General features: G+C 66.0%; 22 protein-coding genes. 13 read left to right on the forward strand and 9 right to left on the reverse strand.

Annotated features, from left to right (window positions below; translation table 11 throughout):
* Positions 1-7 precede the first annotated feature (7 nt).
* Positions 8-3,181: a multidrug efflux RND transporter permease subunit gene (locus tag BCL79_RS04385; protein ID WP_121037894.1), complete on the forward strand. Its 3,174-nt coding sequence runs from the start codon at positions 8-10 to the stop codon at positions 3,179-3,181.
* A 252-nt stretch (positions 3,182-3,433) separates the two neighbouring features.
* On the opposite strand, the gene BCL79_RS04390 is transcribed toward BCL79_RS04385, so the two are convergent.
* Both BCL79_RS04390 and BCL79_RS04395 read right to left on the reverse strand, forming a co-directional pair.
* Positions 3,434-3,727, reverse strand: coding sequence for a hypothetical protein (locus BCL79_RS04390; protein ID WP_121037897.1), 294 nt, complete (start codon positions 3,725-3,727; stop codon positions 3,434-3,436).
* A gap of 164 nt (positions 3,728-3,891) precedes the next feature.
* Positions 3,892-5,076, reverse strand: coding sequence for an acyl-CoA dehydrogenase family protein (locus BCL79_RS04395; protein WP_428999441.1), 1,185 nt, complete (start codon positions 5,074-5,076; stop codon positions 3,892-3,894).
* A 112-nt stretch (positions 5,077-5,188) separates the two neighbouring features.
* On the opposite strand from BCL79_RS04395, the gene BCL79_RS04400 reads away from it, so the two are divergent.
* The 5 genes from BCL79_RS04400 to BCL79_RS04420 all read left to right on the forward strand — a co-directional run bounded on the left by BCL79_RS04400 (position 5,189) and on the right by BCL79_RS04420 (position 12,690).
* Positions 5,189-6,118, forward strand: a complete 930-nt coding sequence (locus BCL79_RS04400; protein ID WP_121037902.1) for an ArsR/SmtB family transcription factor — start codon at positions 5,189-5,191, stop codon at positions 6,116-6,118.
* Positions 6,119-6,127: 9 nt separating this feature from the next.
* Positions 6,128-7,234 carry a homocysteine S-methyltransferase family protein gene (locus BCL79_RS04405; protein ID WP_121037905.1) on the forward strand — a complete coding sequence of 369 codons (1,107 nt, stop codon included), beginning with the start codon at positions 6,128-6,130 and terminating at the stop codon, positions 7,232-7,234.
* Positions 7,235-7,297: 63 nt separating this feature from the next.
* Positions 7,298-9,982, forward strand: coding sequence for a methionine synthase (gene metH, locus BCL79_RS04410; protein WP_121037908.1), 2,685 nt, complete (start codon positions 7,298-7,300; stop codon positions 9,980-9,982).
* A gap of 66 nt (positions 9,983-10,048) precedes the next feature.
* Positions 10,049-11,239 (forward strand): MFS transporter, encoded by a 1,191-nt coding sequence (locus BCL79_RS04415; RefSeq protein ID WP_121037911.1) that lies wholly within the window; start codon positions 10,049-10,051, stop codon positions 11,237-11,239.
* A gap of 89 nt (positions 11,240-11,328) precedes the next feature.
* Complete coding sequence (locus BCL79_RS04420) at positions 11,329-12,690, forward strand: amidohydrolase family protein (protein WP_259462102.1); 1,362 nt, start codon at positions 11,329-11,331, stop codon at positions 12,688-12,690.
* Positions 12,691-12,706: 16 nt separating this feature from the next.
* Here BCL79_RS04420 and BCL79_RS04425 read toward each other — a convergent pair whose 3' ends face one another.
* From BCL79_RS04425 to BCL79_RS04450, 6 genes are all read right to left on the reverse strand, one after another.
* Complete coding sequence (locus BCL79_RS04425; protein WP_121037917.1) at positions 12,707-14,791, reverse strand: acyltransferase family protein; 2,085 nt, start codon at positions 14,789-14,791, stop codon at positions 12,707-12,709.
* A 67-nt stretch (positions 14,792-14,858) separates the two neighbouring features.
* On the reverse strand, positions 14,859-15,551 hold the full coding sequence (locus BCL79_RS04430) for a DUF2058 domain-containing protein (RefSeq protein WP_121037920.1): 693 nt from the start codon (positions 15,549-15,551) through the stop codon (positions 14,859-14,861).
* Positions 15,552-15,560: 9 nt separating this feature from the next.
* Positions 15,561-15,800, reverse strand: coding sequence for a SlyX family protein (locus BCL79_RS04435; protein WP_019185948.1), 240 nt, complete (start codon positions 15,798-15,800; stop codon positions 15,561-15,563).
* Positions 15,793-17,142, reverse strand: a complete 1,350-nt coding sequence (locus BCL79_RS04440; RefSeq protein WP_121037923.1) for a UDP-glucose dehydrogenase family protein — start codon at positions 17,140-17,142, stop codon at positions 15,793-15,795. Before BCL79_RS04440 ends, BCL79_RS04435 begins: the two co-directional genes overlap by 8 nt.
* A gap of 22 nt (positions 17,143-17,164) precedes the next feature.
* Positions 17,165-18,145 (reverse strand): FKBP-type peptidyl-prolyl cis-trans isomerase, encoded by a 981-nt coding sequence (locus BCL79_RS04445; protein WP_121037926.1) that lies wholly within the window; start codon positions 18,143-18,145, stop codon positions 17,165-17,167.
* A gap of 84 nt (positions 18,146-18,229) precedes the next feature.
* The gene (locus tag BCL79_RS04450) at positions 18,230-18,835 is read right to left on the reverse strand and encodes a glutathione peroxidase (protein WP_121037929.1); all 606 of its coding nucleotides are present in this window, start codon (positions 18,833-18,835) and stop codon (positions 18,230-18,232) included.
* 464 nt (positions 18,836-19,299) lie between these two features.
* Between BCL79_RS04450 and BCL79_RS04455 the strand changes: the two genes are divergently transcribed.
* The 7 genes from BCL79_RS04455 (at position 19,300) to BCL79_RS04485 (ending at position 23,886) form a co-directional block, all read left to right on the forward strand.
* Positions 19,300-19,554 (forward strand): hypothetical protein, encoded by a 255-nt coding sequence (locus tag BCL79_RS04455; protein ID WP_121037932.1) that lies wholly within the window; start codon positions 19,300-19,302, stop codon positions 19,552-19,554.
* 2 nt (positions 19,555-19,556) lie between these two features.
* Entirely contained in the window at positions 19,557-19,919 is a 363-nt protein-coding gene (locus BCL79_RS04460; protein ID WP_019185943.1) for a GntR family transcriptional regulator, read from the forward strand.
* The gene (locus tag BCL79_RS04465) at positions 19,916-20,791 is read left to right on the forward strand and encodes an ABC transporter ATP-binding protein (protein WP_121037935.1); all 876 of its coding nucleotides are present in this window, start codon (positions 19,916-19,918) and stop codon (positions 20,789-20,791) included. Before BCL79_RS04460 ends, BCL79_RS04465 begins: the two co-directional genes overlap by 4 nt.
* Positions 20,788-21,816 carry a hypothetical protein gene (locus BCL79_RS04470; protein WP_121037938.1) on the forward strand — a complete coding sequence of 343 codons (1,029 nt, stop codon included), beginning with the start codon at positions 20,788-20,790 and terminating at the stop codon, positions 21,814-21,816. Before BCL79_RS04465 ends, BCL79_RS04470 begins: the two co-directional genes overlap by 4 nt.
* Before the next feature lie 27 nt (positions 21,817-21,843).
* Positions 21,844-22,728, forward strand: a complete 885-nt coding sequence (locus BCL79_RS04475; RefSeq protein ID WP_121037941.1) for a hypothetical protein — start codon at positions 21,844-21,846, stop codon at positions 22,726-22,728.
* 30 nt (positions 22,729-22,758) lie between these two features.
* On the forward strand, positions 22,759-23,367 hold the full coding sequence (locus tag BCL79_RS04480; protein ID WP_121037944.1) for a DUF2884 family protein: 609 nt from the start codon (positions 22,759-22,761) through the stop codon (positions 23,365-23,367).
* A gap of 93 nt (positions 23,368-23,460) precedes the next feature.
* Positions 23,461-23,886, forward strand: a complete 426-nt coding sequence (locus tag BCL79_RS04485; protein ID WP_121037947.1) for a hypothetical protein — start codon at positions 23,461-23,463, stop codon at positions 23,884-23,886.
* A gap of 176 nt (positions 23,887-24,062) precedes the next feature.
* Here BCL79_RS04485 and BCL79_RS04490 read toward each other — a convergent pair whose 3' ends face one another.
* Positions 24,063-25,475 carry a class II fumarate hydratase gene (locus BCL79_RS04490; protein ID WP_121037950.1) on the reverse strand — a complete coding sequence of 471 codons (1,413 nt, stop codon included), beginning with the start codon at positions 25,473-25,475 and terminating at the stop codon, positions 24,063-24,065.
* Between the last annotated feature and the right edge of the window lie 127 nt (positions 25,476-25,602).

Below are 25,602 nucleotides of genomic sequence, written 5' to 3' on the forward strand. Positions count from 1 at the left end.
CTCCGTCATGCCTAAATTTTTCATTGAACACCCGGTATTCGCCTGGGTGGTCGCGATCCTGATCTCGCTTGCGGGCGTGATCTCGATCCTGGGTCTGGGCGTGGAGTCCTACCCGAGCATCGCGCCTCCCCAGGTGACGGTGAGCGCCACCTACCCCGGCGCCAGCGCCGACACCGCCGAAAAGTCGGTCACCCAGGTGATCGAGCAGCAGCTGACCGGTATCGATCACCTGCTGTACTTCAGTTCCTCTTCGGCCTCCAACGGCCGCGTCACCATCACCTTGACCTTCGAAACCGGCACCGATGCCGATATCGCCCAGGTCCAGGTGCAGAACAAGGTCTCGCTGGCAACGCCTCGCCTGCCGACCGAAGTGACCCAGCAGGGCGTGGTGGTGGCCAAGGCCAACGCCGGCTTCCTGATGGTGGTGGCCCTGCAGTCCGACAGCGCCTCGATCGACCGCGACGCCCTCAACGACATCGTCGGTTCGCGCGTGCTCGACCAGATCTCGCGTATCCCCGGCGTGGGCAGCACCCAGCAGTTCGGTTCCGAGTACGCCATGAATATCTGGCTCAACCCGGAAAAGATGCAGGGTTACGGCCTGTCGGCCACCCAGGTACTGGCCGCGATCAAGGACCAGAACGTGCAGTTCGCGGCCGGTTCGCTGGGCTCGGATCCCTCGCCCGAGGGGCACTACTTCACCGCGACCGTGTCGGCCGAAGGCCGCTTCAGCTCGCCGGAAGAGTTCGAGAACATCATCCTGCGCGCCAATGCCGACGGCTCGCGCGTGCTGCTCAAGGACGTCGCCCGGATCGCCTTCGGTGCGAACAACTACGGTTTTGACACCCAGTACAACGGCAAGCCGACCGGTGCCTTCGCGATCCAGCTGCTGCCGGGCGCCAACGCGCTGAACGTGGCCAATGCGGTCACCTCGAAGATGGATGAGCTCAAACCGAGCTTCCCGGCTGGTGTCAGCTGGTTCTCGCCGTACGACAGCACCACCTTCGTGAAGATCTCGATCGAGGAAGTGGTCAAGACCCTGATCGAAGCGGTCGTGCTGGTGTTCCTGGTGATGCTGATCTTCCTGCAGAACTTCCGCGCCACGCTGATCCCGACCCTGGTCATCCCGGTCGCGCTGCTGGGCACGTTCCTGGGCATGAGCATCATCGGCTTCACCATCAACCAGCTGACGCTGTTTGCGATGGTGCTGGCGATCGGCATCGTGGTCGATGACGCCATCGTGGTCATCGAGAACGTCGAACGCATCATGACCGAGGAGAAGCTGCCGCCCAAGGCCGCCACCCAGAAGGCCATGACCCAGATCACCGGTGCGGTGGTGGCCATCACCGTGGTGCTGGCCGCGGTGTTCATTCCGTCGGCCCTGCAGGGCGGCGCCGCCGGCGAGATCTACAAGCAGTTCGCGCTGACCATCGCCATCGCGATGGCCTTCTCGGCCTTCCTGGCCCTGGGCTTCACCCCGGCGCTGTGCGCGACGTTCCTCAAGCCGACGCACAACGACAAGCCGAACATCGTCTACCGCACCTTCAACAAGTACTACGACAAGGTCAGCAACACCTACGTGGGCCACATCACCTCGGCGGTGAAGCATGCCCCGCGCTGGATGATCCTGTTCGTGGTGCTGACCGTGCTGTGCGGTTTCCTGTTCACGCGCATGCCGGGCAGCTTCCTGCCCGAAGAAGACCAGGGCTACGCGCTGGCGATCGTGCAGCTGCCGCCGGGCTCGACCAAGTCGCAGACCAACCACGCCTTTGCCCAGATGCGCGGCATCCTGGAAAAGCAGGATGGCTTCGAAGGCATGCTGCAGGTGGCTGGTTTCAGCTTCGTCGGCTCCGGTGAAAACGTGGGCATGGGCTTCATCCGCCTCAAGCCCTGGGCGGACCGTGACATCACGGTGCCCGAGTTCATCAACAACATGAACGGCGCGTTCTACGGGATCAAGGAAGCGCAGATCTTCGTGGTCAACCTGCCGACCGTGCAGGGCCTGGGCCAGTTCGGCGGCTTCGACATGTGGCTGCAGGACCGTGGCGGCGTGGGCTATGAGCAGCTGACGCAGGCCCGCAACATCCTGCTCGGCAAGGCGGCGCAGGAAAGCGACCTGCTGACCGGCGTGCGCCCGAACGGCCTGGAAAACGCCCCGCAGCTGCAGTTGCACGTGGACCGCGTGCAGGCGCAGACCATGGGCCTGTCGGTGTCGGACGTGTACAGCACCATCCAGCTGATGCTGGCCCCGGTGTACGTCAACGACTTCTTCTACGAAGGCCGCATCAAGCGCGTGACCCTGCAGGCCGATGGCCCGTATCGCACCGGTGCGGAATCGTTGAACAGCTTCTACACGCCCAGCACGCTGCAGACCAATCCCGACGGCACGCAGGCGATGATCCCGCTGAGCACCGTGGTGAAGTCCGAGTGGGTGTCCGCACCGCCGTCGCTGAGCCGCTACAACGGCTACTCGGCGGTCAACATCGTCGGTTCGCAGGCGGCCGGGCGCAGCTCGGGCGAGGCGATGCAGGCGATGGAGCGGATCGTCAACGACGACCTGCCAGCCGGCTTCGGCTACGACTGGTCGGGCATGTCCTACCAGGAAATCCTGGCCGGCAACGCCGCGACCCTGCTGCTGGTGCTGTCCATCGTGGTGGTGTTCCTCTGCCTTGCCGCGCTGTATGAAAGCTGGTCGATCCCGGTGGCGGTGCTGCTGGTGGTGCCACTGGGTGTCCTCGGCGCCCTGGCCTTCTCGCTGGCACGTGGCCTGCCGAACGATCTGTACTTCAAGATCGGCCTGATCACGGTGATCGGCCTGGCGGCGAAGAACGCGATCCTGATCGTGGAGTTCGCGGTTGAGCAGCGGGCCGCAGGCAAGAACCTGCGCGAGGCGACCATCGAAGCCTCCCGCCTGCGTTTCCGCCCGATCCTGATGACCTCGTTTGCCTTCATCATGGGCGTGGTGCCGATGGCCATCTCCACCGGTGCCGGTGCCAACGCGCGTCACGCCATCGGTACCGGCGTGATCGGCGGCATGGTGTTCGCCACCTTCCTGGGTCTGTTGATGATCCCGGTGTTCTTCGTGGTGGTCCGCCGCATGCTGGGTGACAAGCTGGACGAACCGTCCAAGGAGTTCCTGGAACGCCAGGGCGAAGCCAATACGGCCCACCGTCCGGATCGTTGATGCACAGGGGCAGCCACGGTTGCCCCACCGCCAGGTGACCACCGTGGGTGGTCACGCTGGAATGAAAAAGCCCCGGCGCGAGCCGGGGCTTTTTTGTGTGCGCCGCATGACGGGTAGAGCCACACCATGTGTGGCTGAGCGGGGGCACGCATCGGGGGACCAGGTAATGACGGCCGCTTGCCGGCTGCTCCGGGCACCTGCCAGGCAAGGATCGCCGGGTTGCCGGCCGACGGCCGGCACTACCAAATGGTCTCAGCGCAGCAACGCTACTGCCGCGCATACCAACACGATCACCAACGACGGCCACTGCATTGGCATGTAGAAGAAGTGATGGCGGGCATGCTCGCCCACCGCGCGCGGGCCGCGGTTGAGCACGATGCCGAGCACGACATTGATCGCTGCGCCGATGCCGAATCCGACCAGCAGCTGCGCCAGCGAGGTATTGCCTTTGGCAACCGCAGGATCCGGCCACAGCCACATCAGCAGCAACAGGGCGGCAATGGGGGTGAGCAGGGTCAGGAACCCTGCGCCTCGATAAATAACCATGGGGTGACCTGCAGAACGGGGCCGCACATTCTGCACTACCCCGCGTTCCGACCAGCGGTCGGCACCTACCTTGATCCGACGCTGGAGCGTCCGCAACCTCTCAAGGCCACTTCAGAGGCCCCGGACCGACCAGCGGCGCCCAACGGGCGCCGCTGTCCTATCGATCAGCGCAGCCCGGTCTCGTTGCGCGCGATCACCAACCGCTGGATTTCCGAGGTGCCCTCGTAGATCTCGGTGATCTTGGCATCACGGAAGTAGCGCTCCAGCGGCATTTCCTTGGAATAGCCCATGCCACCGTGGATCTGCACGGCCTGGTGGGTAATCCACATCGCCGCTTCGGAGGCGGTCAGCTTGGCGATCGCCGCTTCGTTGCTGAAGCGCTTGCCCTGCCCCTTCACCCACGCCGCGCGCAGCGTCAGCAGCAGGGCTGCATCCAGCTTGCACTTCATGTCGGCGATCTTCGCTTGGGTCATCTGGAAAGTGCCGATCGCCGCGCCGAAGGCCTTGCGGTCCTTCACGTACTCGATCGTGGCCTCATAGGCAGCGCGGGCGATGCCGATGGCCTGGGAGGCGATGCCGATGCGGCCGGCGTCAAGCACGCCCATGGCGATCTTGAAGCCCTCACCTTCCTTGCCCAGCACGTCGTCGGCGCTGGCCACGTAGTCCTGGAACTCGATTTCGCAGGTGGCCGAGGCGCGGATGCCCAGCTTCGGCTCGGTCTTGCCCCGGTGGAAGCCGGCCTTGTCGGTGTCGATCATGAAGGCGGTGATGCCACGCGCGCCCTGTTCCGGATCGGTCATCGCAAACAGCACGATGTACTTGGCCACCGGGCCGGAGGTGATCCAGCTCTTCTTGCCGTTGATCACGTAGGTGCCGTCGGCCTGCTTGACCGCGCGGCAGCGCATGGCTGTCGCATCCGAACCGGACTGCGGCTCGGTCAGCGCGAACGCACCGATGGCCTCGCCCTCGGCGATGGCGCGCACATACTTCTGCTTCTGCGCTTCGCTGCCGTGGGTCAGGATGCCGTTGCAGAACAGCGAGTTGTTGACCGACATGATCGTCGAATGCGCAGCGTCCCCGGCGGCGACCTCCACCATCGCCAGGACGTAGGCGATCGGGTCCATGCCCGCACCGCCGTAGGCTTCGGGCACTTCAATGCCCATCAGCCCGTTCTCGCCCAGCAGGCGAATGTTCTCCAGCGGGAACTCGCCGGTGCGGTCGTGGTGTTCGGCGCTGGGCGCGATTTTTTCCTGCGCGATTCGGCGCGCAACGTCCTGCAGCATCAACTGCTCTTCGGTAAAACTGAAATCCACAACACCCTCCCGGGTACAGAGTGATAAGGGCCGCAGTGCGCGCGGCCCGGTCGGGCGATTGTACCGGGGGCCGGGGAAAGCACGCCTGACTTGACCGCACCGCCGCCAAAGGACGAAAATATCTCTATATCGCGATAGGTAGATATTTATGGATCTCGAGGACTGGTCCGTCCGGCTGAAAGTGTTTGCCGACGCCACCCGGGTGCGCCTGCTGGCGCTGCTGGAACAGGAAGAACTCACTGTGGCCGAGCTGTCGGCCATCACCACGCTGGCGCAGCCGCGGGTGTCCACCCACCTGGCCCGGCTCAAGGAAGCCGGCCTGGTACGCGACCGTCGCTCTGGCGTCTCGGCGTATTACCGCTTCGATGACGCTGCGCTGGATCCGGCGCAGCGCGCATTGTGGCATGCCCTGAGCACCGGCAGCGACGACCCGCTGCTGCGCCAGGACGCTGAGCGCGTGGCTGCCGTCATGGCCAGCCGAGCGGCGGACCAGAACTGGGCCGACAGCGTCGCCGGCGACATGGAGCGCCATTATTCCCCGGGTCGCACCTGGGAAGCGCTGGCACGCACCGCTCTGCCGTTGCTGGAAACCGGTGACGTGCTCGATATCGCCTCCGGTGACGGCGTGCTGGCCGAGCTTGTGGCGCCGCACGCCAAGCGCTACATCTGTATCGACACCAGCGCGCGCGTGGTCGCCGCTGCCAGCGAGCGCCTGCGCCGGCTGGCCAATGTGGAAGTGCGCGAAGGCGATATGCACGCGTTGCCCTTCCCCGACCAGAGTTTCGACCTGGTGGTGCTGATGCACGCACTGACCTATGCGGCCAAGCCGGCGCAGGCCGTCGCCGAGGGCGCGCGCGTGCTGCGCCCGGGTGGTCGCCTGCTGTTGTGCAGCCTGGCCCGCCACGAACACCGTGCGGCCGTGGATGCCTATGGCCACGTCAACCTCGGCTTCAGCGACAAGGAACTGCGCAAGTTCGTGGAGAAGGCCGGCCTGGTCGTTTCCAGCCTGGAAACCGTGACCCGCGAGAAGCGCCCGCCGCATTTCGAAGTCATTTCGCTGATTGCCAGCAAGCCCTGAGGTCTGCCCATGCCATCCCTGCCCTGGCTCCACCCCGACCGCGTGCATGCGCTGGAAACGGCGCTGGCCCAGCGCATCCTGATCATCGATGGCGCCATGGGCACGATGATCCAGCGCCATGGGCTGGAAGAGGACGATTACCGCGGCGCGCGCTTCGCCGGCGGTTACGACCACCAGCACGAGCCCGGCTGCGATCATGCCGCGACCGGTGACACGCCGGAGGGACATGACCTCAAGGGCAACAACGACCTGCTGTTGCTGACCCGCCCGGAGGTGATCGGCGGCATCCATACCGCGTACCTGGAGGCCGGCGCCGATCTGGTCGAGACCAATACGTTCAATGCGACCTCGGTCAGCCAGGCCGACTACCACCTTGAACACCTGGTCTACGAGCTCAACAAAGCCGGTGCTGCAGTGGCGCGTGCCTGCTGCGATGCAGTCGCGGCGACCACGCCGGGCAAACCGCGCTTCGTGATCGGCGTGCTCGGCCCGACCAGCCGCACCGCGTCGATCAGCCCGGACGTGAACGATCCCGGCTTCCGCAATACCAGCTTCGATGCGCTGCGCGAGACCTACCGCGAAGCCATCGATGGCCTGATCGACGGTGGCGCCGACACCCTGATGGTGGAAACCATCTTCGATACGCTCAACGCCAAGGCCGCGCTGTTCGCCATCGAAGAAGTGTTCGATGCGCGCGGTGGTCGACTGCCGGTGATGATCTCCGGCACGATCACCGATGCCTCCGGCCGCACCCTCTCCGGGCAGACGGCCGAGGCGTTCTACGCCTCGGTCGCGCATGGCCGGCCGCTGTCGATCGGGCTGAACTGCGCGCTCGGCGCCAGCGACATGCGGCCCCACGTGGAGACATTGTCCACTGTGGCCGAGTGTCTGGTCAGCGCGCATCCCAATGCCGGCCTGCCCAATGCCTTCGGCGAGTACGACGAAACCCCGGAAGAAATGGCCACCACGCTGCGCGAGTTCGCCAGCGCCGGTCTGCTCAACCTGGTGGGCGGCTGCTGCGGCACCACCCCGGCGCACATCCGCGCGATTGCCGAAGCGGTGGCCGATCTGCCGCCGCGCCGCCTGCCCGCACCACCGCTGGAAGACGCGGCATGACCGCATCCGCCCCACGCTCCCGTTGTCGTTGACCCTCCTCCGCCAGCCCGTGCCAGCCTGCCCATGACGTCTTCCCGCCACACCCGCCTGTCCGGTCTCGAGCCGCTGGTCATCACCCCGGACCTGCTGTTCGTCAACATCGGGGAGCGCACCAACGTCACCGGCAGCGCGCAGTTCCGCAAGCTGGTGAAGGAAGAACGCTATGAAGAGGCGGTGGAAGTGGCGCGCCAGCAGGTCGCCAACGGCGCGCAGATCCTCGACGTCAACATGGACGAGGGCCTGATCGATTCCGAAAAGGCGATGACGCGCTACCTCAACCTGATCATGTCCGAGCCGGACATCGCCCGGATTCCGGTGATGGTCGACTCCTCCAAGTGGAGCGTGATCGAAGCGGGTCTGAAGTGCCTGCAGGGCAAGAGCGTGGTCAACTCGATCTCGCTCAAGGAAGGCGAAGCGCAGTTCATCGAACAGGCACGCAAGGTGCTGCGCTACGGTGCGGCCGCCGTGGTGATGGCCTTCGATGAGGACGGCCAGGCCGATACCTGCGCGCGCAAGGTCGAGATCTGCACCCGCGCCTACCGGGTCCTGACCGAGCAGGTCGGCTTCCCGCCCCAAGACATCATCTTCGACCCGAACATCTTCGCCGTCGCCACCGGCATCGAAGAGCACGACAACTACGCGGTCGACTTCATCGAAGCCACCCGCATCATCAAACGCACCCTGCCGCACTGCCATGTCTCCGGCGGCGTCTCCAACGTGTCGTTCTCGTTCCGCGGCAATGAAACCGTGCGCCAGGCGATCCACTCGGTGTTCCTGTTCCATGCCATCGGCGCGGGCATGGACATGGGCATCGTCAACGCGGGCGCGATGCCGATCTACGATGATCTGGACGCCGAGCTGCGCGAGCGCGTGGAGGATGTGATCCTCAACCGCCGCAGTGACGGCACCGAGCGCCTGCTGGAAATTGCCGAGCGCTACAAGGGCAAGAAGGGCGAAGTGCGCGGCGAAGACCTCGCCTGGCGCGAAAAGCCGGTCAATGATCGCCTCGCGCATGCGCTGGTGCACGGCATGGATGCGTGGGTCGAGCAGGACACCGAAGAAGCCCGTGCGCGCTCGACCCGTCCGCTGGATGTGATCGAAGGACCGCTGATGGACGGCATGAACATCGTGGGCGACCTGTTCGGCGCCGGCAAGATGTTCCTGCCGCAGGTGGTCAAGTCCGCACGCGTGATGAAGAAGGCGGTGGCCTACCTGCTGCCGTACATCGAGGCGGAAAAGGCCCGCAGCGGCGACACTGCCAAGAGCAACGGCAAGATCATCATGGCCACGGTCAAGGGTGACGTGCACGACATCGGCAAGAACATCGTCGGCGTGGTCCTGGCCTGCAACAACTTCGACGTGATCGATCTGGGCGTGATGGTGCCGGCACAGAAGATCCTGGATGCCGCGCGCGCCGAGAACGCCGACATCATCGGCCTGTCCGGCCTGATCACGCCCTCGCTGGAAGAGATGAGCCACGTCGCGCGCGAGATGGAGCGCCAGGGCTTCACGATGCCGCTGATGATCGGCGGTGCGACCACCTCGCGCGCGCACACCGCGCTGAAGATCGATCCGCACTACAAGGCACCCACGGTGTGGGTGAAGGACGCCTCGCGCGCGGTCGGCGTGGCGCAATCGCTGATCTCGCGAGAGCTGCGCGATGCCTTCGTGGCTGCCAACGAGGCCGACTACGCCGACATCCGCCAGCGCCACCGCAATCGTGGCGACGCCAAGCGGTTGGTCACCCTCGCCAAGGCACGCGCCCAGCGGTTCGTGGGCGACTGGGCCACCTACACACCGCCGGCACCGCGCAAGCCGGGCCTGCATGTGCTCGACGATTACCCGCTGGCCGACCTGGTCGAGGTGATCGACTGGACGCCGTTCTTCCAGGCCTGGGAACTGGCCGGCAAGTTTCCGGCGATCCTCACCGATGAGATCGTCGGCCCGCAGGCCACCGATCTGTACAAGGACGCCCGCGCGATGCTCACCCGCATCGTCGAGGAGAAGTGGCTGACCGCCAAGGCCGTATTCGGCCTGTGGCCGGCCAACAGCGTTGGCGATGATGTGCACCTGCGTACCGACAATGGCCCGGCCGTGCTGCACTTCCTGCGCCAGCAGGTGGACAAGCCGGTCGAGCGCCCGGATTTCTGCCTGGCCGATTTCATCGCCCCGGCCGACAGCGGCAAGCAGGACTGGATCGGCGCGTTCGCGGTGACCGCCGGCATCGGCATCGACCCGCACGTGGCCCGCTTCGAGGCCGACCACGACGACTACAACGCGATCCTGCTCAAGGCACTGGCCGACCGCCTGGCCGAGGCCCTGGCCGAGCGCCTGCACCAGCACGTGCGCATGGATTACTGGGGCTACCAGCCCGATGAGCAGCTGGACAACGAATCGCTGATCGCCGAGAAGTACGCCGGCATCCGCCCTGCGCCCGGCTACCCGGCCTGCCCCGAGCACAGCGAGAAAGCCACGCTGTTCCGCTTGCTGGATGCCGAGCGCAACGCGGACATGCAGCTGACCGAGAGCTTTGCGATGCTGCCCACCGCGGCGGTGTCGGGCTACTACTTCAGCCACCCGCAGAGCCAGTATTTCGTGGTCGGCCGTGTCACCCGCGAGCAGGTGGTCGATTACGCCAAGCGCAAGGGCGTGGACCGTGTACAGGCCGAGCGCTGGCTGGCGTCCAATCTGGATTACGATCCGGAATAAGGCGGTCGCCCACCCCGTGCCCGGGTGCGCGCGTCCATAATGCACCGGTCGTCACCGAGATCCCGCATGACCGCCCTCCCCCGCGACGCCGTACCGGCCGTCCGCCTGTCCTCGTTCTACCTGTTCTACTACGCCGCTCTGGGCGCGTTCACACCGTACTGGTCGTTGTTCCTGACCTCGCGCGGCATGAGCGTCACCGCGATCAGCGTGATGATGGGCATCTGGTATGCCACCCGCATCGTGGCGCCCACCACCTGGACCTCCCTCGCCGCCGCCTCGCCGCGCCCGATCTTCTGGCTGCGGCTGGGCTGCGTGATCACCCTGCTGACCTTCTGCGCGTTCCTGCTGCCGTTGCCGCAGCCGTGGCTGTACCCGGCGATGATCGCGTTCTGTTTCTTCTACAACGCGGTGATGCCACAGTTCGAATCGATCACGTTGACCCACCTGGGCAGCGACAGCCATCGCTATGGGCTGATCCGGGTGTGGGGCTCGCTGGGCTTCATCGCCGTGGTGATGCTGTTCGGCTGGATCATCGAAGGCGACGGCGGCGCCGGCAACGCACATCTGCTGCCGTGGTTGATGCTGCCGCTGTTCGGCCTGCTGACCGCCTCGGGCTTTGCCAACCACTACGCACGCAACCTGCAGCGCAACGACGGTGATGCCAGTGGATTCTGGGCGATCGTGCGCAAGCCGCAGGTGCTGGCGTTCTTCCTGGCCGCGTTCATGGAGCAGCTGTCGTTCGGCCCCTATTACACCTTCTTCTCGGTCTACATGGATCACCACGGCTACGCGACCTCCACGCTGGGCGTGCTGTGGACGGTCGGGGTGGTGTTCGAAGTGGGTGTGTTCTTCACCATCGGCCGCTTCTTCCGCCGCTATGACGCCAGCTGGATGCTGCTGATCGCCCTGCTCAGTTCCGCGGTGCGCTGGGCGGTGACCGCGCTGTTCCCGGAGAACCTGCCGGTGATGCTCCTCGCCCAGACTGCGCATGCGCTCGGTTTTGCCGCCTTCTTCGCCGCCGCGATGCAGATGCTGGCCACCTACTTCCCCGGGCGCCTGAACGGCCATGGCCAGGGTTTGTTGTACGGCTTCTCCTCCGGAGTGGGCGGCGTGCTCGGCGCACTGATCGCGGGCCAGTTGTGGCCGATCGATCAGGGCCGTACCGCGTTCCTCGCGGGCAGTGGCTTTGCATTGGCTGGCGCACTGTTGTGCTTCTTTGCGATCAGTCTGCCGCTGCTGCGGGCGCGCACGCGCTGATCGTCCGCTCCCGGGCGTACCGGCCACAGTCCGGCAACACGATCCCCCGGATGGGGTAGGCTCAAGGCTCCCCCTGACTGGAGCCGCCGATGCGACCGACCCGCCTGTGGGCGCTGCTGCTTGCCGCCACCACCGCCCTGCCTGCCGCAGCCGAGCCGATCCTGTTCGAAAACGCCCGCGTCTTCGATGGCACGCGCGACCTTGGCGTCACCCCGGTGCTGATCGACGGCCCACGGATCGTGCATGTCGGCACGCCGCTGCCCGCGGCGGCGACCGGTGCCCGCCGCATCGATTACAGCGGCAAGACCTTGTTGCCCGGGCTGGTCAGCGACCATGCCCACGTCGGCAATACGCAGGGGCTGGAACACGGCGACCGCTTCTACACCCATGACAACGTGGTGCGCGATCTGCGCCAGTTCCAGCGCTACGGCATCACCACGGTGACGGCGCTGGGCATGAACGGCGCGGACTTCTTCACCCTCCGCAAGGGGATCAACATCGATCCCGGCCTGGGTGCGCAGCTGTACGGTGCCGGCGGCGGTATCGGCGCCCCGGAGGGTGCGCCCCCGGCCGACACCATGGGCCTGCGCCACGATCCGGTGGCACGCCCGCGCAACGCCGAAGAGGCGCGCGCGGCCGTGGCCACCCAGCATGCCGATGGCGTGGACCTGATCAAGCTGTGGGTGGACGACCTCGGTGGCAAACGCCCGATGATGACTCCGGAGGTGTATCGCGCCGCCATCGCCGAAGCGCATGCGCGCGGGCTCAAGGTTGCCGCGCACATCCACGATCTGGAGCAGGCCCGCGACCTGGTCGATGCCAAGGTCGACATCCTCGCCCACGGTATCCGCGACCGCGCGGTGGACCCGATGCTGGCGCGGAAGATGCGCGACCAGGGCACCTGGTACATCCCCACCATCGCCATCGACGAGGCCAATTACTGGTATGCCGAGCATCCGCTGGCATTGCAGAAGCCCTTCCTGCGCCAGGCACTGCACGCCGATGTGCTGGCGCGCTGGTCGCAGCCGGACTGGCAGCGCAGCCAGCTGGCCAGCGACGGCATACCCGCCGCGCGCAAGGCGGTCGCGACCAATCTGGACAACGTGCGCCGCCTGCATGCGGCGGGAGTGAAGCTCGGCTTCGGCACCGATGCCGGCGCGATGCCGCAACGGGTGATCGGCGTGGCTGAACATCGCGAACTGCAGCTGTTGGTGGAAGCCGGGCTGACGCCCTCCGAAGCCTTGCAGGTCGCCACCACGCAGGCGGCGGCATTGCTGGGGCTGACCGACCGCGGCCGCATTGCCGCCGGCAAGCGCGCCGACCTGCTGGTGCTCGATGCCGATCCGCTGGTGGATATCGCCAACACGCAGCGCATTGGCGCGGTCTGGCAAGCCGGCCAGCGGGTCGCCGGCCCGATCGAGGCCGCTGCAGACACGGCTACCCGCGACTGATCGCGGGGTGTGTGATTCAGGGGGCGACGGCGGGCGCCGTCGTCTCCCACCGCTTCAGCTGCGCCTGGAAATCAGGCAGCAGCAGACGATTGCCATAGCCGCTGAGATGATCACCATCGAAGAACAGCGGCTTGCCCTCACGTGTCGGCAGGCATTGCTCGCCGGGGCACAGCAACGGCATCGGATCCCAGATCGACGCGCCGGGCAGACCTGCAGCCACCTGCTGCAGGCCGGCCAATACCGGCGCACGCAACTGCTCGATCTCGGTGCGCGGCACGGTCATGCCGTTGGCGCAGATCGGATTGTGCCGGTTGAACACATCCGAGCACCGGTACGGGGGCGCTGGCAAAACGGGTTTGGGCGCCTCCAGCACGATGTGAACACCGCGATCGGCCAGCGGCGTGAGCTGCTCGATCCAGTGAGATATTTCGGCGGTACGGCCTGCATTGGCCGCCTCGCTGAGATGGGCAGCGCGAACCTGCGCGACATCGAACAGTGCGTACTGTTCGGACAGGCGCGGCAGCCGCAGCCCTGCCAACAGCACCACATCGCCCGGCTGCGCACGCGCCTGGATATCGTCCAGCACATTGCGCGCATAGGCCTCGCACGCCGGATTGGGCCCCTGCCAGGCGCGCAGCCCGACCAGCGCGCAACCTCCGCTGCCATACAGTCGGATCGGCGCTCCATCCAGCACAGCCAGGCGCTGCAGCATTTCGTGGTAGGCCAGCGCATGCGAATCGCCGGCCACGAACAGTTGGCGGGTGGATGCGGTGCGTCCCGGGCACTCACCACGCGCATACAGACGCGCTTGCCCGCCCAGCACCGGCACGTTGCTGACCCGCACGCGGCAGTCCGGGATCTCCTTCTTCAACCCCTTGGCATACGGATACCAGTCCAGCGGGGCACGGCTGACCACGCTGAGCGAGGTGTACTGCTGGGTCTTGACCAGCGCCGCCTGCAGGCCGGCGCCAAGCACCAGTACGCCCAGCCCGACCACGACCCAGCGCGCGTTGCTGACGCCCCAGCGCGCACCATGCCGCAGGGGCTGTTCCACCCAGCGCCACGACAGCCAGGACAACAGTGCCACGCACAGCAGCGCGGCGCCGCCGGTGGCCACCGTCTCCAGGCCCACCGTCCAGCGGAACAGCACGAAGACCGGCCAGTGCCACAGGTACAGCGAGTAGGACAGCCGACCGATCGTCACCATCGGTGTGGTCGCCAGCGCCCGCCCGACCCAGCCCCCGGGTGAGCGCTGCAGCAGGCCCAGCAACCCCAGCGTGCCCACTACCGGCCACAGCCCATCGATCCATGGCGAATGCCCCGGCCGTGCGGCCCACAAACCATAGCCCAGCGCCGCAAGGCTCAGCACCAGCAGCGGCGAGCGCCAGCTGATACCGCGCGGCGGCACCGGCGGCGGCGTGAACCGCCCGCTCAGGGACAGCAGCTGGAACAGCAGCACGCCAGCGCCCAGCTGCCAGAAGCGCGTGGTCGTGAGGTAGAACGCATCGATCTCATGGCCGCCCTGTCGCGCGCGGAACACCGCATAGCCCAGCGATGCCACGGTTGCCACGCCGAACAGGCCCAGCGACAGCCAGCGCCCACGCGGGCCTTTGGCCCACGCCAGGAACAACAGCGGGAACAGCAGATAGAACTGCTCTTCCACACCCAGCGACCAGGTATGGGTGTACGGATTGAACTCGGTGCGCGGCGAGAAGTAATCGTTGCCGGTGCTGGCGAGCACCCAGTTGCTCAGCCCGACGAACGCCATCCGGCCGGTCTTGTCGCTGGTCTCGCTGAGCCAGGATTCGGGAATCAGCAACGCGCTGAGCATCGCCGTTACCAGCAGGCAGACCACCAGTGCCGGAGCGATGCGACGCATGCGGCGCGCATAGAAGCGTGCCAGCCCGGCCCAGCCGCCGACCGCCGGCAGGCGATCCACCGAGGCGCTGACCACGAAACCGGAGATGACGAAGAACACGTCCACACCAGTGAAGCCGCCCGGCAACCAGCTCGCCTTGAGGTGATAGAGGATGACCGCCAGGACCGCGATCGCACGCAGGCCATCGATATGCGGGAAATACCCGGGACTGCGTTCCTGCATGGCCCTGCTCCTGACATGCACTGGGCGCCTCACGGCGCCCAGTGCGTTCAACAATGGTTGCGTTGGTTTACCAGACCAGGTCGTCGGGCACCTGGTACTGCGGATCGGCATACGGATCTTCACCGGCCGGCGCATCCGGATCGACCTTCAGCGCCACCGACGGTGCGAACACCGCTTCGGCTTCGGCCAGCACCGCGGCAGTCACCAGCACATAGCGGCCGTTCTGCTGCAGCACGCCGAGCTCGCCGGCATTGAGTGCCCTGAGCTGGTCGGCGGTGACGTAGATACGCTTGATCTTGCCGCCGTACGGGAAGTGGCGCGCGATGTCGGCCGCTTCAGCGTTGAGGGACTTGCCTTCCAGCAGGACCTCCAGCTTGGCCTTGGCTTCGCGACGCAGACGGGCTTCTTCCTGCTTCAGGCGCTCGGCCTCGATACGGTCGTCTTTTTCCTTCTGCGCACGGATCGCATACGCCTTGGCGAGGTCGATGTCCTCGCGCGAGCGCGGCTTGCCGGGTGCGCCCTGCGGCGGGCGGGCACCAGCGGGGCGGCCCTTGCCCTGCGGGCGGCGCTCGCCGTCGCGGGCGGGCCGCTGGCCCTCGCCGGGCTTGCCGGCCGGGCGCGCGCCCTGCGGCTTGCCGGCCGGGCGGCCATCGCGGCGCGCGTCGGGTCGACGATCCGGCTTGCGGTCGTTGGTTCGTTCGGGTTTGGGCGCGGCTTTGAAGCCAAGGCCCAGCAGCTGGTCGCGGAGAGTATCGCTCATGACGTCAGATCAGTAGTGCGGCGGCGGCGGCTCTTCGGCCGAATCGGAATACAACGCGGTGCGGACCTTGCCGAGGTCTTCGAGCAGGATGCGGGTCAGGTCGGCATTGCGGTTGCCTTCCATGCGCGCATCGGCCAGGGCCTCGCTCAGTTCGGCCAACGCCTGCTCCTGGAAGGAGACGCGCATTTCCAGCTCGATCAGGCGTGCTTCCAGTGCCTGTTCGCGCTCGGAGGGTGTGGACTCATGCATTCAACGAACGTCCCCGGCCAATGCCGTAATAAGCCAGGCCCGCGGCTTCGATGTCCTGCGGGTCGTACAGATTGCGGCCGTCGAACACGACCGCATCGTTGAGCATTTCACGCAGGCGGACGAAATCCGGGCTGCGGAACTGCTTCCATTCGGTCACCACGACCAGCGCATCGGCGCCCTCGAGGGCGTCATAAGCGTTGTCGCAGAACACCAGATCATCGCGCTCACCGAAAATGCGGCGCGCTTCTTCGGTCGCTTCAGGATCGTAGGCGCGCACCTGCGCACCGGCCTCCCACAGCTGCGCCAGCAGGCGGCGGCTGGAGGCTTCACGCATGTCATCGGTGTTGGGCTTGAACGCCAGGCCCCACACCGCGAAGGTCTTGCCGCGCACGCCTTCATCCTCGCCACGGTCGTAGTGGCGCTGGATCAGGGCGTACAGATGGCCCTTCTGGTGTTCGTTGACGGCTTCGACCGCGTTCAACAGCTTCGGCTCATGGCCGTACTGCTGGGCGGTCCGGGCCAGCGCCTGCACATCCTTGGGGAAGCACGAGCCACCGTACCCGGCGCCGGGGTAGATGAAGTGCCAGCCGATGCGCGGATCCGAGCCGATGCCCTGGCGGACCTGCTCGATATCGGCACCGACCTTCTCGGCGATGTTGGCGATTTCGTTCATGAACGAAATCTTGGTCGCCAGCATCGCGTTGGCCGCGTACTTGGTCAGCTCCGCCGAGCGCACGTCCATCTCCACCACGCGGTCGTGGTTGCGGTTGAACGGCGCATACAGGCGGCGCATCAGCGCGACCGATTCGGGATTGGACGCGCCCACCACGATGCGGTCCGGCCGCATGCAGTCGGCGACCGCGTCACCTTCCTTGAGGAATTCGGGGTTGGAGACCACGTCGAACGCGATCTCCACGCCGCGGTCGGCCAGCGCCTGCGCGATGGCCTCACGGACTTTGTCGGCCGTGCCTACCGGCACGGTCGATTTGTTCACCACCACCACCGGCACGGTGATGTGCCGGCCGATGGTGCGGGCCACGGCCAGCACGTACTGCAGGTCGGCACTGCCGTCCTCGTCCGGTGGCGTGCCCACGGCAATGAAAATCACCTGGCCATGCGCGATCGCGGCGGCGGCGTCGCAGGTGAAGGTCAACCGCGACGCATCGTGGTTGGCCTTGACCATCGGCTCCAGGCCGGGCTCATAGATCGGAACGATCCCGTTGTTGAGGCCGTCGACCTTGGCCTGGTCGATATCGACACAGATCACCTGGTGGCCAACCTCGGCCAGGCAGGTACCCGTGACAAGACCGACGTAGCCGGTACCGAAAATCGCAACGCGCATGGGCGGTGGTGCTCCAGATCCGTTACGGCAGAACGTTCAGCAGCTCGACGTCGAACGTCAGCGTCGCGTTCGGACCGATCGGGCCACCCGGGGTGCCCTGCTCGCCATAGGCCAGCTCGCCCGGAATCCAGAAGCGGTACTTCGAGCCGGTCGGCATCAGCGAAACGCCTTCGGACCACCCCTTGATCACCTGGTCCAGACCGAACTCGATCGGCTGGCCACGCTGGTAGCTGCTGTCGAACACGGTGCCGTCGAGCAGCTTGCCTTCGTAGTTCACGCGCACCTTGCTGGTCGGCATCGGGCGCTCGCCCGAACCCGGGCGCAGCACCTGGTACTGCAGGCCCGAGGCGGTGGTCACCACGCCCGGCGCGGTCTTGTTCTTGGCCAGGAAGTTGTTGCCATCCACGCGGTTGGTACCGGCCTGGGCGGCGGACTTGGCGTCCATTTCAGCCTGCTTGCCCTTCATGAAGCCTTCCAGCGTGGCCTTGGCCTGCTCGGCGCTCATCTTCGGAGTGCCGTTGTTGAAGGTGGTGCTGACCGCATCGAACAGCGCGTCCAGGTCCAGATCGTCCTTCAGCGGTGCCAGCGACGGGCCCACGGCGAAGCTGCCCAGCATCAGGCCGACCTTTTCACGGTCCACCTTCGGCGGCGCGGTGCCCGGCGCAACGCCCGGAACCGGCTGGCCGCTCTTGGCCATCACGGCCTGGCGCAGGGCGGCATCGGTCTTCTGCGCCTCTTCCTGGCTGATCAGCGGCTGCTTGCCTTCAAAGGCATTGGTCACACCGCGACGCAGGGCGGCCAGGTCGATCTCGCTGGAGATCGGACCGAACGAATTGGCCACATCGATACCGATGGCGTAGCCGAGCTTTTCCCGTTGGGTGTTCAAAGTGGAAGTCTCCTTGACAGCCGCGCGGGCGGCTGGTTGTTGCGACATCGCGGTACCGGTGGCACCCATCGCCAGAATCAGAACCGACGCCGCGGCGCCGCGCATTCCCATCTTCATTCGCTGCATTCCTGGAAGTGACTGGACGCCGACGTCGGCGCGAAAGCAACCATTGTCGCACGCGCGTCCGAGATGTCGATATCGTCAGCGCGTGTTGGTGGTGACAGAGAGTTCACGTTCGATCGCCGCCACCAGCTTCGGATCGTCCGGCGTGACCTTGCTCGGGAACTGCGCTACCACCCGGCCATCGCGGCCGATCAGATACTTGTGGAAGTTCCAGCCCGGAGACACGCCCGTGGCGGTGGCGAGACTGCGGTACAGCGGCGTCGCATCCGGCCCGGTCACCACCACCTTCTGGAACATCGGGAACTTCACGCCGTAGGTCAGCGTGCAGAACTCCTGGATCTGGCTCTCATCGCCCGGCTCCTGACCCTTGAAGTCGTTGGAGGGGAAGCCAAGCACCGAGAAACCACGCGCGGCGTACTTGCGCTGCAGCGCCTCCAGACCTTCGTACTGCGGGGTGAAACCGCACTTGCTGGCGGTATTGACCACCAGCAGCACCTTGCCGCCGTACTGCTTGGCCAGGTTGACCTCGCCCTTGCCGGCCAGCGGGCGGTAGCTCACATCCAGCAGATCGGCCGCCTGGGCCGACGCGCCCACCAGCAGGCTGGCCGCCAGCAACAGCAGGGACCAAGGCGCCCGGCGCGCAGCGCGGTCGCGACGGACAGACGACAGAGACACGTGGTGCATCGCGACACTCCAAAGTGGGGACAACGAGGGGGTGAACGGGCCTGGCAAGGGCTGCCAAGGCTGCGGCGGGCACTATATCACCGGTGTTTTTGCCGCCGGACGCCGCCGGTCCGCCGGTTTCAGGCACACGCAAGCAACGCGGTCGCAGCGCCCCATGCAGGGCGCGGGCCCAGCGCATTCGGGGGCTGCTTTGCCGCGTTTGGCGGTGTCGGTTGCGGTAGCGGGCATCCGCATCCCATTGCCTGAATGCGCTTACGGCTTGCCATACCATTGACATCAATGAATGTGCGCTGGCGCATGTCGACGTCGCGCATCCAACAAACATCCTTTCCATTCAAAGACTTGGGAGATTCCGGACGGGGCCGCCAGGCCCCTGCCATCAGTTGGGTATCGCCCCCTGTTGATCTTCGGCGTGCCGGTGTTATAGTTGCATACAACACCAGTCACCTAGACAGGGGAAGCCCATGAACCGCATGCGCCACCGCCACGCCGCCAAAGCCGTCACCGCCGCCTCGGCGCTGCTCCTGCTCGGCTGGTTCGGCACCCCCTCCGGTGACGCTGGCAGCCCTGCCAGCGCCGATGTGTTTGAAGGCCCGCAGGACGCAGGCGTCATCGAGGCAGGGACCGCCAACGGCGCCCCCACGCCCCCCCGCCGGCTGCACAGCTCCCTGTCCATGCCTTACTTCTCATTCGCGCAGTCGCTGAACCCACGGAGCTGACCATGAGCGATATTCAATGGAGCGATGGTGCTCCGATCTACCGCCAGCTGAAAGAGCGCGTGATCGCCATGATGCTTGACGGCATCATCAAGCCCGGCGACGCCCTGCCTTCGGTCCGGCAGGTTGCCGCCGAGTACCAGCTCAACCCCATCACCGTATCGCGCGCCTACCAGGAACTGGCTGATGAAGGCCTGGTCGAAAAGCGCCGCGGCCTGGGCATGTTCATGACCGAGGAAGCGGCCACGCAGCTGCGCAGCAGCGAGCGCGACCGCTTCCTCAATGAAGAATGGCCGCTGGTCCTGGAGCGCATCCAGCGCCTGGGCCTGAACCTCGACGAATTGCTGCCCCAGGGGAAATCCTCATGAATGCCGTTGCAAGTGATGTCGTCATTTCCGCTCGAGGCCTGCGCAAGGCCTATAAACAGACCGTGGCGCTGGACAACACCAGCTTCACGATCGCGCCCGGCCGCATCACCGGCCTGATCGGCCCCAACGGCGCCGGCAAGACCACCCTGCTCAAGGCGCTGCTCGGCCTGACCTCGGTGGAAGGCGAGCTGCGCGTGCTCGGGCTGGACCCGACCGAGCAGCGCAATGCCCTGATGAACGATGTGTGCTTCATCGCCGACGTGGCGGTGCTGCCGCGCTGGATGAAGGTGCGCGAGGCGATCGATTTCGTCGCCGGCACCCATCCGCGTTTCGACCGGGCGCGCTGCGAGCGCTTCCTGGCCTCCACCAAGCTGCATCCCAAGCAGCGCGTGCGCGAACTGTCCAAGGGCATGATCGTGCAGCTGCACCTGGCCCTGGTGATGGCCATCGATGCCAAGGTGCTGGTGCTGGACGAGCCGACCCTGGGCCTGGACATCCTGTACCGCAAGGAGTTCTACCAGCGTCTGCTGGAGGACTACTTCGATGAGCAGAAGACGATCATCGTCACCACCCACCAGGTGGAAGAGATCGAGCACATCCTCACCGATGTGATGTTCATCCGTGATGGCCGCATCGTGCTCACCACCGATATGGAAGACATCGGCGAGCGCTATACCGAAGTGCTGGTGTCGGCCGATGCCGTCGAGGCCGCGCGCGCACTCAAGCCGATCGACGAACGCGCCCTGCCCTTCGGCAAGACCGTGCTGCTGTTCGACGGGGTGCCACGCGCCCAACTCACGCCCTTGGGGGAAATCCGCAGCCCGGGGCTGGCGGATCTGTTCGTGGCCATCATGAAGGGAACCTACGCATGAACACCGTCAACCACCCCATCAGCAAGGCCAGTTCGTTCAAGTGGCTGCTCAAGCGTGAGTACTGGGAAAACCGTGGCGGGTTCCTGTATGCGCCGGTGATCGCCGGTGGCATCTCGCTGGTGATGAGCCTGCTCGGCATCGTGTTCGGCCTGGTGGCCATGCACCGTGCGGTCAAGAGTGGCGGCCTCCACCTCAACGACGAAAACGTCAGCATCAACGGACTGGACCTGAGCCTGCTGACCAGCAAGCTCGATGCCAAGAACCTGCATGACCTGGCCAACGGCCTGGATCTGACCCTGATCCTGAGCTCGGGCTGGCCGCTGATCGTGCTCGCCTTCGTGGTGTTCTTCTACTGCCTGGGCGCCCTGTACGACGACCGTCGCGATCGCAGCATCCTGTTCTGGAAGTCGCTGCCGCTGTCGGATACGTCCACCGTCCTGTCCAAGGCCGTGAGTGCGCTGCTGATCGCCCCGCTCATCGCGGTGATTGCCTCGGCCCTGACCATGTTCGGCTTCCTGGTGATGATCTCGATCGTGGTGATCGCCCACGGCGGCGACCCGATGCTGCTGATCTGGGGCCCGGCCAGCCCACTGACCATTCTCGCCGGTCACCTGTCCTGGATCCCGGTCTACCTGCTCTGGGCCCTGCCGACCGTTGGCTGGCTGCTGCTGTGCTCGGCCTGGGCCAAGACCAAGCCGTTCCTGTGGGCGGTGATGCTGCCGCTGTTCGCCGGCATCATCGTCAGCACCACCAAGGTGATGACCCTGTTCGACCTGACCGGCGGCTGGTTCTGGAAGCACATCGTGGGCCGCCTGCTGCTCAGCGCGGTCCCGGCCAGCGACCAGTTCTACCGCGGCGAGTCGATGTTCAGCGGCAACGGCAACATGGACAACCTGGTCAACGAACTGGGCCCGAGCCACCAGCTGGCTACCTTCGCCATGCCGGAACTGTGGATCGGTGCCGCCGCCGGCGTGGTGTTCCTGTTCCTGGCCATCCGCCTGCGCCGCCGCGCCGGCGAAATCTGATCCCTGCCCTTCACTGAGGAGCCACCCATGATCCGCACGCTCGCTGTTGCTTCCCTGTTGTTGCTGCCGCTGACCGCCCTCGCCGATGAACCGCAGTGCAAGTTCAACGAAGTGCGTGACCTCAAGCTCGACCTGGCCGGCGCCAAGGCGGTGGTGTTCGAAGTGAACCAGCACGACCTGGTGCTGCAGGCCGGGCCGGGTGCGGCCCAGCTCGGGGGGCGCGCCTGCGCCTCCAATGCGGATTGGCTGCGCGAACTGACCGTGACCCAGCAGAAGGTCGGCGACAAGCTGGTCGTCCGCCTGCAGCGCGACGCCCGCAACACGCTCACCATCAGCGGCAGCAGCTATGCCTACCTGGACATGCGCGGCACCGTACCGGACTCGATCCTGGTCCAGCTCAAGGTTGGCTCCGGCGATGCCAGCGTCACCGGTGCGCACTCGCTGAGCGCCGACGTCGGCTCGGGTGACATCAAGGTTCAGCAGATCAAAGGCCTGGTGACCGCAGCGGTCGGCTCGGGCGATGTCATCCTCGACGGTGCCGGTGCGCTGAACCTGCTGTCGGTCGGTTCCGGCGATTTCAAGGCCCGCAACATCCGCGGCGATGCCAAGGTCGGCACGATCGGCTCGGGCGACTTCGAGCTGGATACCGTGGGTGGCAACGTCGAGATCGGCGTGGTCGGCTCCGGTGATACCGATGTGCGCAAAGCCAAGGGCAACGTGCGCGTCGGCACCGTCGGCTCCGGCGACACCGACCTGCGCGATATCGGCGGCAGCGTCACCGTGGACCGCCATGGCTCCGGCGATGTCACCGCGCGCGATGTCGGCGGCGACCTGCGCGTGGCCAACAGCGGCAGCGGCGACATCCGCCACAGCAACGTGCGCGGCCGGGTGGAACTGCCGCGCGGCAAGTAAGCCTCTCTTCTCCTCTGACGGATACGCATCATGACGACTCGACTGCTGCTGCCTGCCCTGCTGTTGTGCCTGCCGATCGCAGCCTGTACCGCCCCCGACAGTGGCAAGGGCAAGGCGCCCGCCGACCAGAGCGCCGCCGCCCCGGCGACCAGCACGCTGGATACCGATGGCATCGGCAAGACCGTGCAGGAGGCCACCGAGAAGGCCCGCCGGGAGATCAGCCAGGGCAACATTTCCATCGCCAACGGGAAGACCCCGAAGGCGGAGATCAGCCCGCAGGGCGACCTGCTCATTGATGGCAAGGCCGTTACCGTGGATGCCCACCAGCGTGCGCTGCTGCTGGACTACCGCAAGCAGGTCGAGCAGCTGGCCAGTGCCGGCATGGAGATCGGCGTGGCCGGTGCCAATCTCGGCGTGAAGGCGGCCGGCGAAGCCATCAAGGGCATGTTCTCCGGCGACACCCAGGGCATCGAGGCGCGCGTGAACGACGAGGCCAGGAAAATCGAGGACCAGGCCAAGAAGCTGTGCGGGCTGCTACCCGGCATGATGGTGAAGCAGCAGGCGCTGGCCGCTGCGCTGCCGGCCTTCCAGCCCTACGCAACGATGGACCAGAGCGACATCGACGACTGCGGCAAGTAATCCCGGCACTGCCTGCGACGATGCGTCGCAGGCAGGCCCTTCCCGGCGCCGGAGGACTACAATCCCCCTTCCCGTCGCATGCGTTGCCTGCTCATGAAGAAGCTGAGTCTGTTGCTGTTCGCCCTGTTCTGCCTGGTCGCCACCGGTTGCGATCAGGAGTACCGCAATCACCGCGCCGAGCGCAGCAAGCCGAAGATCACCGTCAGCGACGGCATGGTCACCGTGCGCCGCGCGCCTGCGCCGAACATCATCATCCTGCCCAACGGGCACATGAAGATCGATGAGATCGAGATTCCGCTCAACGAAGAGCAGCAGGCGATGCTGCAGGGCATGTTCGGCCAGCTGCAGGTGCTGCGCCAGAACACCCTGACCGACGCCCCGCCGGACCCGGCCAAGCGCTCGGTGAAGATCCAGGTCCCCGAGGGCATGCAGCCGATCCCGCCGGACCTGATCACGAAGATTCCGGAATTCAAGGACTACACCGAAACCTTCGGCAACCTGCAGGCCGCTCGCCACTGAGTGTGTGCGCGAGCCCCGCAGTGACCGGCAGGCCCCTGGGCAAATGTCCCCCGTCCGCCGCCTGGCGGCGACGGCCTCCTCCTTGATTTTGCCCTGGGGCCCGCCGGCCGATACGGAGCTCACGCACAAAAAAACGGGCCGTTCGGCCCGTTTTTCGTTTCAGGTAGTGCGAGCGGTCAACCGCCCCCACCTCCACCGCCATGGATGCCACCGGCAGTCAGTGCCGCCGGATCCAGCAACCTGCGCAGTTCGGCTTCGGACAGGCCACTGTCTTCCTTGGCCACGTCCAGCACCGGGCGTTGTTCCTTGTAGGCGCGCTTGGCAATTGCCGCCGCCTTCTCGTAGCCGATGATCGGGTTCAAGGCGGTCACCAGGATCGGGTTGCGATCCAGTGCCTCGCGGACGCGATCCTCGCGCACCTTCAACCCGGCGATTGCGGTATCGGCGAGCAGGCGGGTGATGTTGGCCAGCAGATGGATGCCATCAAGCAGGTTGGCCGCGATCAGCGGCAGCGTCACGTTCAACTGGAAGTTGCCGGTCTGGCCGGCCACGGTGATCGCGGTGTGGTGGCCGATCACCTGGGCACACACCATCACGGTGGCTTCGGGAATCACCGGATTGACCTTGCCCGGCATGATCGAGCTGCCCGGCTGCAGCGCCGGCAGTTCGATCTCGCCCAGCCCGGCCAGCGGCCCGGCATTCATCCAGCGCAGGTCGTTGGCGATCTTGATCAGTGCCACCGCCAACGCATTGAGCTGGCCGGACAGTTCGACCGCATCGTCCTGTGCGGCCAGGCCTTCGAACTTGTTCTCGGCGCTGTCGAACTTGATGCCGGTCTGCTGCTTGAGCTGCTTGGCCACCAGCGCGCCGAAGCGCGGGTCGGCATTGATGCCGGTGCCGATCGCCGTGCCACCCAATGGCAGGCGACGCAGCCGCTTGAGGCTGTCTTCGATCCGATCCTGGGCCGAGGACAACTGCGCCGACCACGCGCCGAATTCCTGTTCGAAGGTCAGCGGCATCGCATCCATCAGATGGGTGCGGCCGGTCTTGACCACCTTGCGCAGTGCGCGGCCGCGCTTGTCGATGGTCTTGCGCAGGTGCACCAGCGAAGGCAGCAGCTGCTCATGCACGCCCAGCAGCGCGGAGACACGCAGCGCGGTGGGAATCACATCGTTGGAGCTCTGCCCCTGGTTGACGTGATCGTTGGGATGCACCGCGGTCTTGCCGGCCTTGCCCGCGCGGTTGGCGAGCGTGGCGATGACCTCGTTGGCATTCATGTTCGAGGAGGTGCCCGAACCGGTCTGGTACACATCGATCGGGAAGTGCGCGTCGTGGCGGCCGTCGGCAACGTCCGCCGCCGCCGCTTCGATGGCCTTGCCGATGTTGCGCGGCAGATGGCCCAGCTCGACATTGACGTTCGCCGCAGCGCCTTTGACCAGGCCGAGCGCGCGGATGAAACCGCGCGGCATACGTTGGCCCGACACCGGGAAATTATCGACGGCGCGCTGGGTCTGCGCGCCCCACAATGCATCGGCGGGCACCTGCAGCTCGCCCATGCTGTCGTGTTCAATCCTGAAACCCTTGCTCATTGCTTCAACTCCGCACATCTTTCGTGGATGAAAGGGAACCTGCGGCTGGCAACGGGCCTGATTCCCTGGCTGGCGGCTCGCATCACGATACTCCCAAGCGCCGTTGAAACCCAAGGCCGCGATGGAT

Origin of the sequence: Stenotrophomonas rhizophila (assembly GCF_003651185.1) — a bacterium.
In the GTDB taxonomy this organism is placed as follows: Bacteria; Pseudomonadota; Gammaproteobacteria; order Xanthomonadales; family Xanthomonadaceae; genus Stenotrophomonas; species Stenotrophomonas maltophilia_Z.

Coding starts and splice junctions, on each gene's coding strand:
- BCL79_RS04385 (WP_121037894.1), top strand. CDS start 8: ATGCCTAAATTTTTCATTGAACACCCGGTATTCGCCTGGGTGGTCGCG.
- BCL79_RS04390 (WP_121037897.1), bottom strand. CDS start 3,727: ATGGTTATTTATCGAGGCGCAGGGTTCCTGACCCTGCTCACCCCCATT.
- BCL79_RS04400 (WP_121037902.1), top strand. CDS start 5,189: ATGGATCTCGAGGACTGGTCCGTCCGGCTGAAAGTGTTTGCCGACGCC.
- BCL79_RS04405 (WP_121037905.1), top strand. CDS start 6,128: ATGCCATCCCTGCCCTGGCTCCACCCCGACCGCGTGCATGCGCTGGAA.
- metH (WP_121037908.1), top strand. CDS start 7,298: ATGACGTCTTCCCGCCACACCCGCCTGTCCGGTCTCGAGCCGCTGGTC.
- BCL79_RS04415 (WP_121037911.1), top strand. CDS start 10,049: ATGACCGCCCTCCCCCGCGACGCCGTACCGGCCGTCCGCCTGTCCTCG.
- BCL79_RS04420 (WP_259462102.1), top strand. CDS start 11,329: ATGCGACCGACCCGCCTGTGGGCGCTGCTGCTTGCCGCCACCACCGCC.
- BCL79_RS04425 (WP_121037917.1), bottom strand. CDS start 14,791: ATGCAGGAACGCAGTCCCGGGTATTTCCCGCATATCGATGGCCTGCGT.
- BCL79_RS04430 (WP_121037920.1), bottom strand. CDS start 15,551: ATGAGCGATACTCTCCGCGACCAGCTGCTGGGCCTTGGCTTCAAAGCC.
- BCL79_RS04435 (WP_019185948.1), bottom strand. CDS start 15,800: ATGCATGAGTCCACACCCTCCGAGCGCGAACAGGCACTGGAAGCACGC.
- BCL79_RS04440 (WP_121037923.1), bottom strand. CDS start 17,142: ATGCGCGTTGCGATTTTCGGTACCGGCTACGTCGGTCTTGTCACGGGT.
- BCL79_RS04445 (WP_121037926.1), bottom strand. CDS start 18,145: ATGAAGATGGGAATGCGCGGCGCCGCGGCGTCGGTTCTGATTCTGGCG.
- BCL79_RS04450 (WP_121037929.1), bottom strand. CDS start 18,835: ATGCACCACGTGTCTCTGTCGTCTGTCCGTCGCGACCGCGCTGCGCGC.
- BCL79_RS04455 (WP_121037932.1), top strand. CDS start 19,300: ATGAACCGCATGCGCCACCGCCACGCCGCCAAAGCCGTCACCGCCGCC.
- BCL79_RS04460 (WP_019185943.1), top strand. CDS start 19,557: ATGAGCGATATTCAATGGAGCGATGGTGCTCCGATCTACCGCCAGCTG.
- BCL79_RS04465 (WP_121037935.1), top strand. CDS start 19,916: ATGAATGCCGTTGCAAGTGATGTCGTCATTTCCGCTCGAGGCCTGCGC.
- BCL79_RS04470 (WP_121037938.1), top strand. CDS start 20,788: ATGAACACCGTCAACCACCCCATCAGCAAGGCCAGTTCGTTCAAGTGG.
- BCL79_RS04475 (WP_121037941.1), top strand. CDS start 21,844: ATGATCCGCACGCTCGCTGTTGCTTCCCTGTTGTTGCTGCCGCTGACC.
- BCL79_RS04480 (WP_121037944.1), top strand. CDS start 22,759: ATGACGACTCGACTGCTGCTGCCTGCCCTGCTGTTGTGCCTGCCGATC.
- BCL79_RS04485 (WP_121037947.1), top strand. CDS start 23,461: ATGAAGAAGCTGAGTCTGTTGCTGTTCGCCCTGTTCTGCCTGGTCGCC.
- BCL79_RS04490 (WP_121037950.1), bottom strand. CDS start 25,475: ATGAGCAAGGGTTTCAGGATTGAACACGACAGCATGGGCGAGCTGCAG.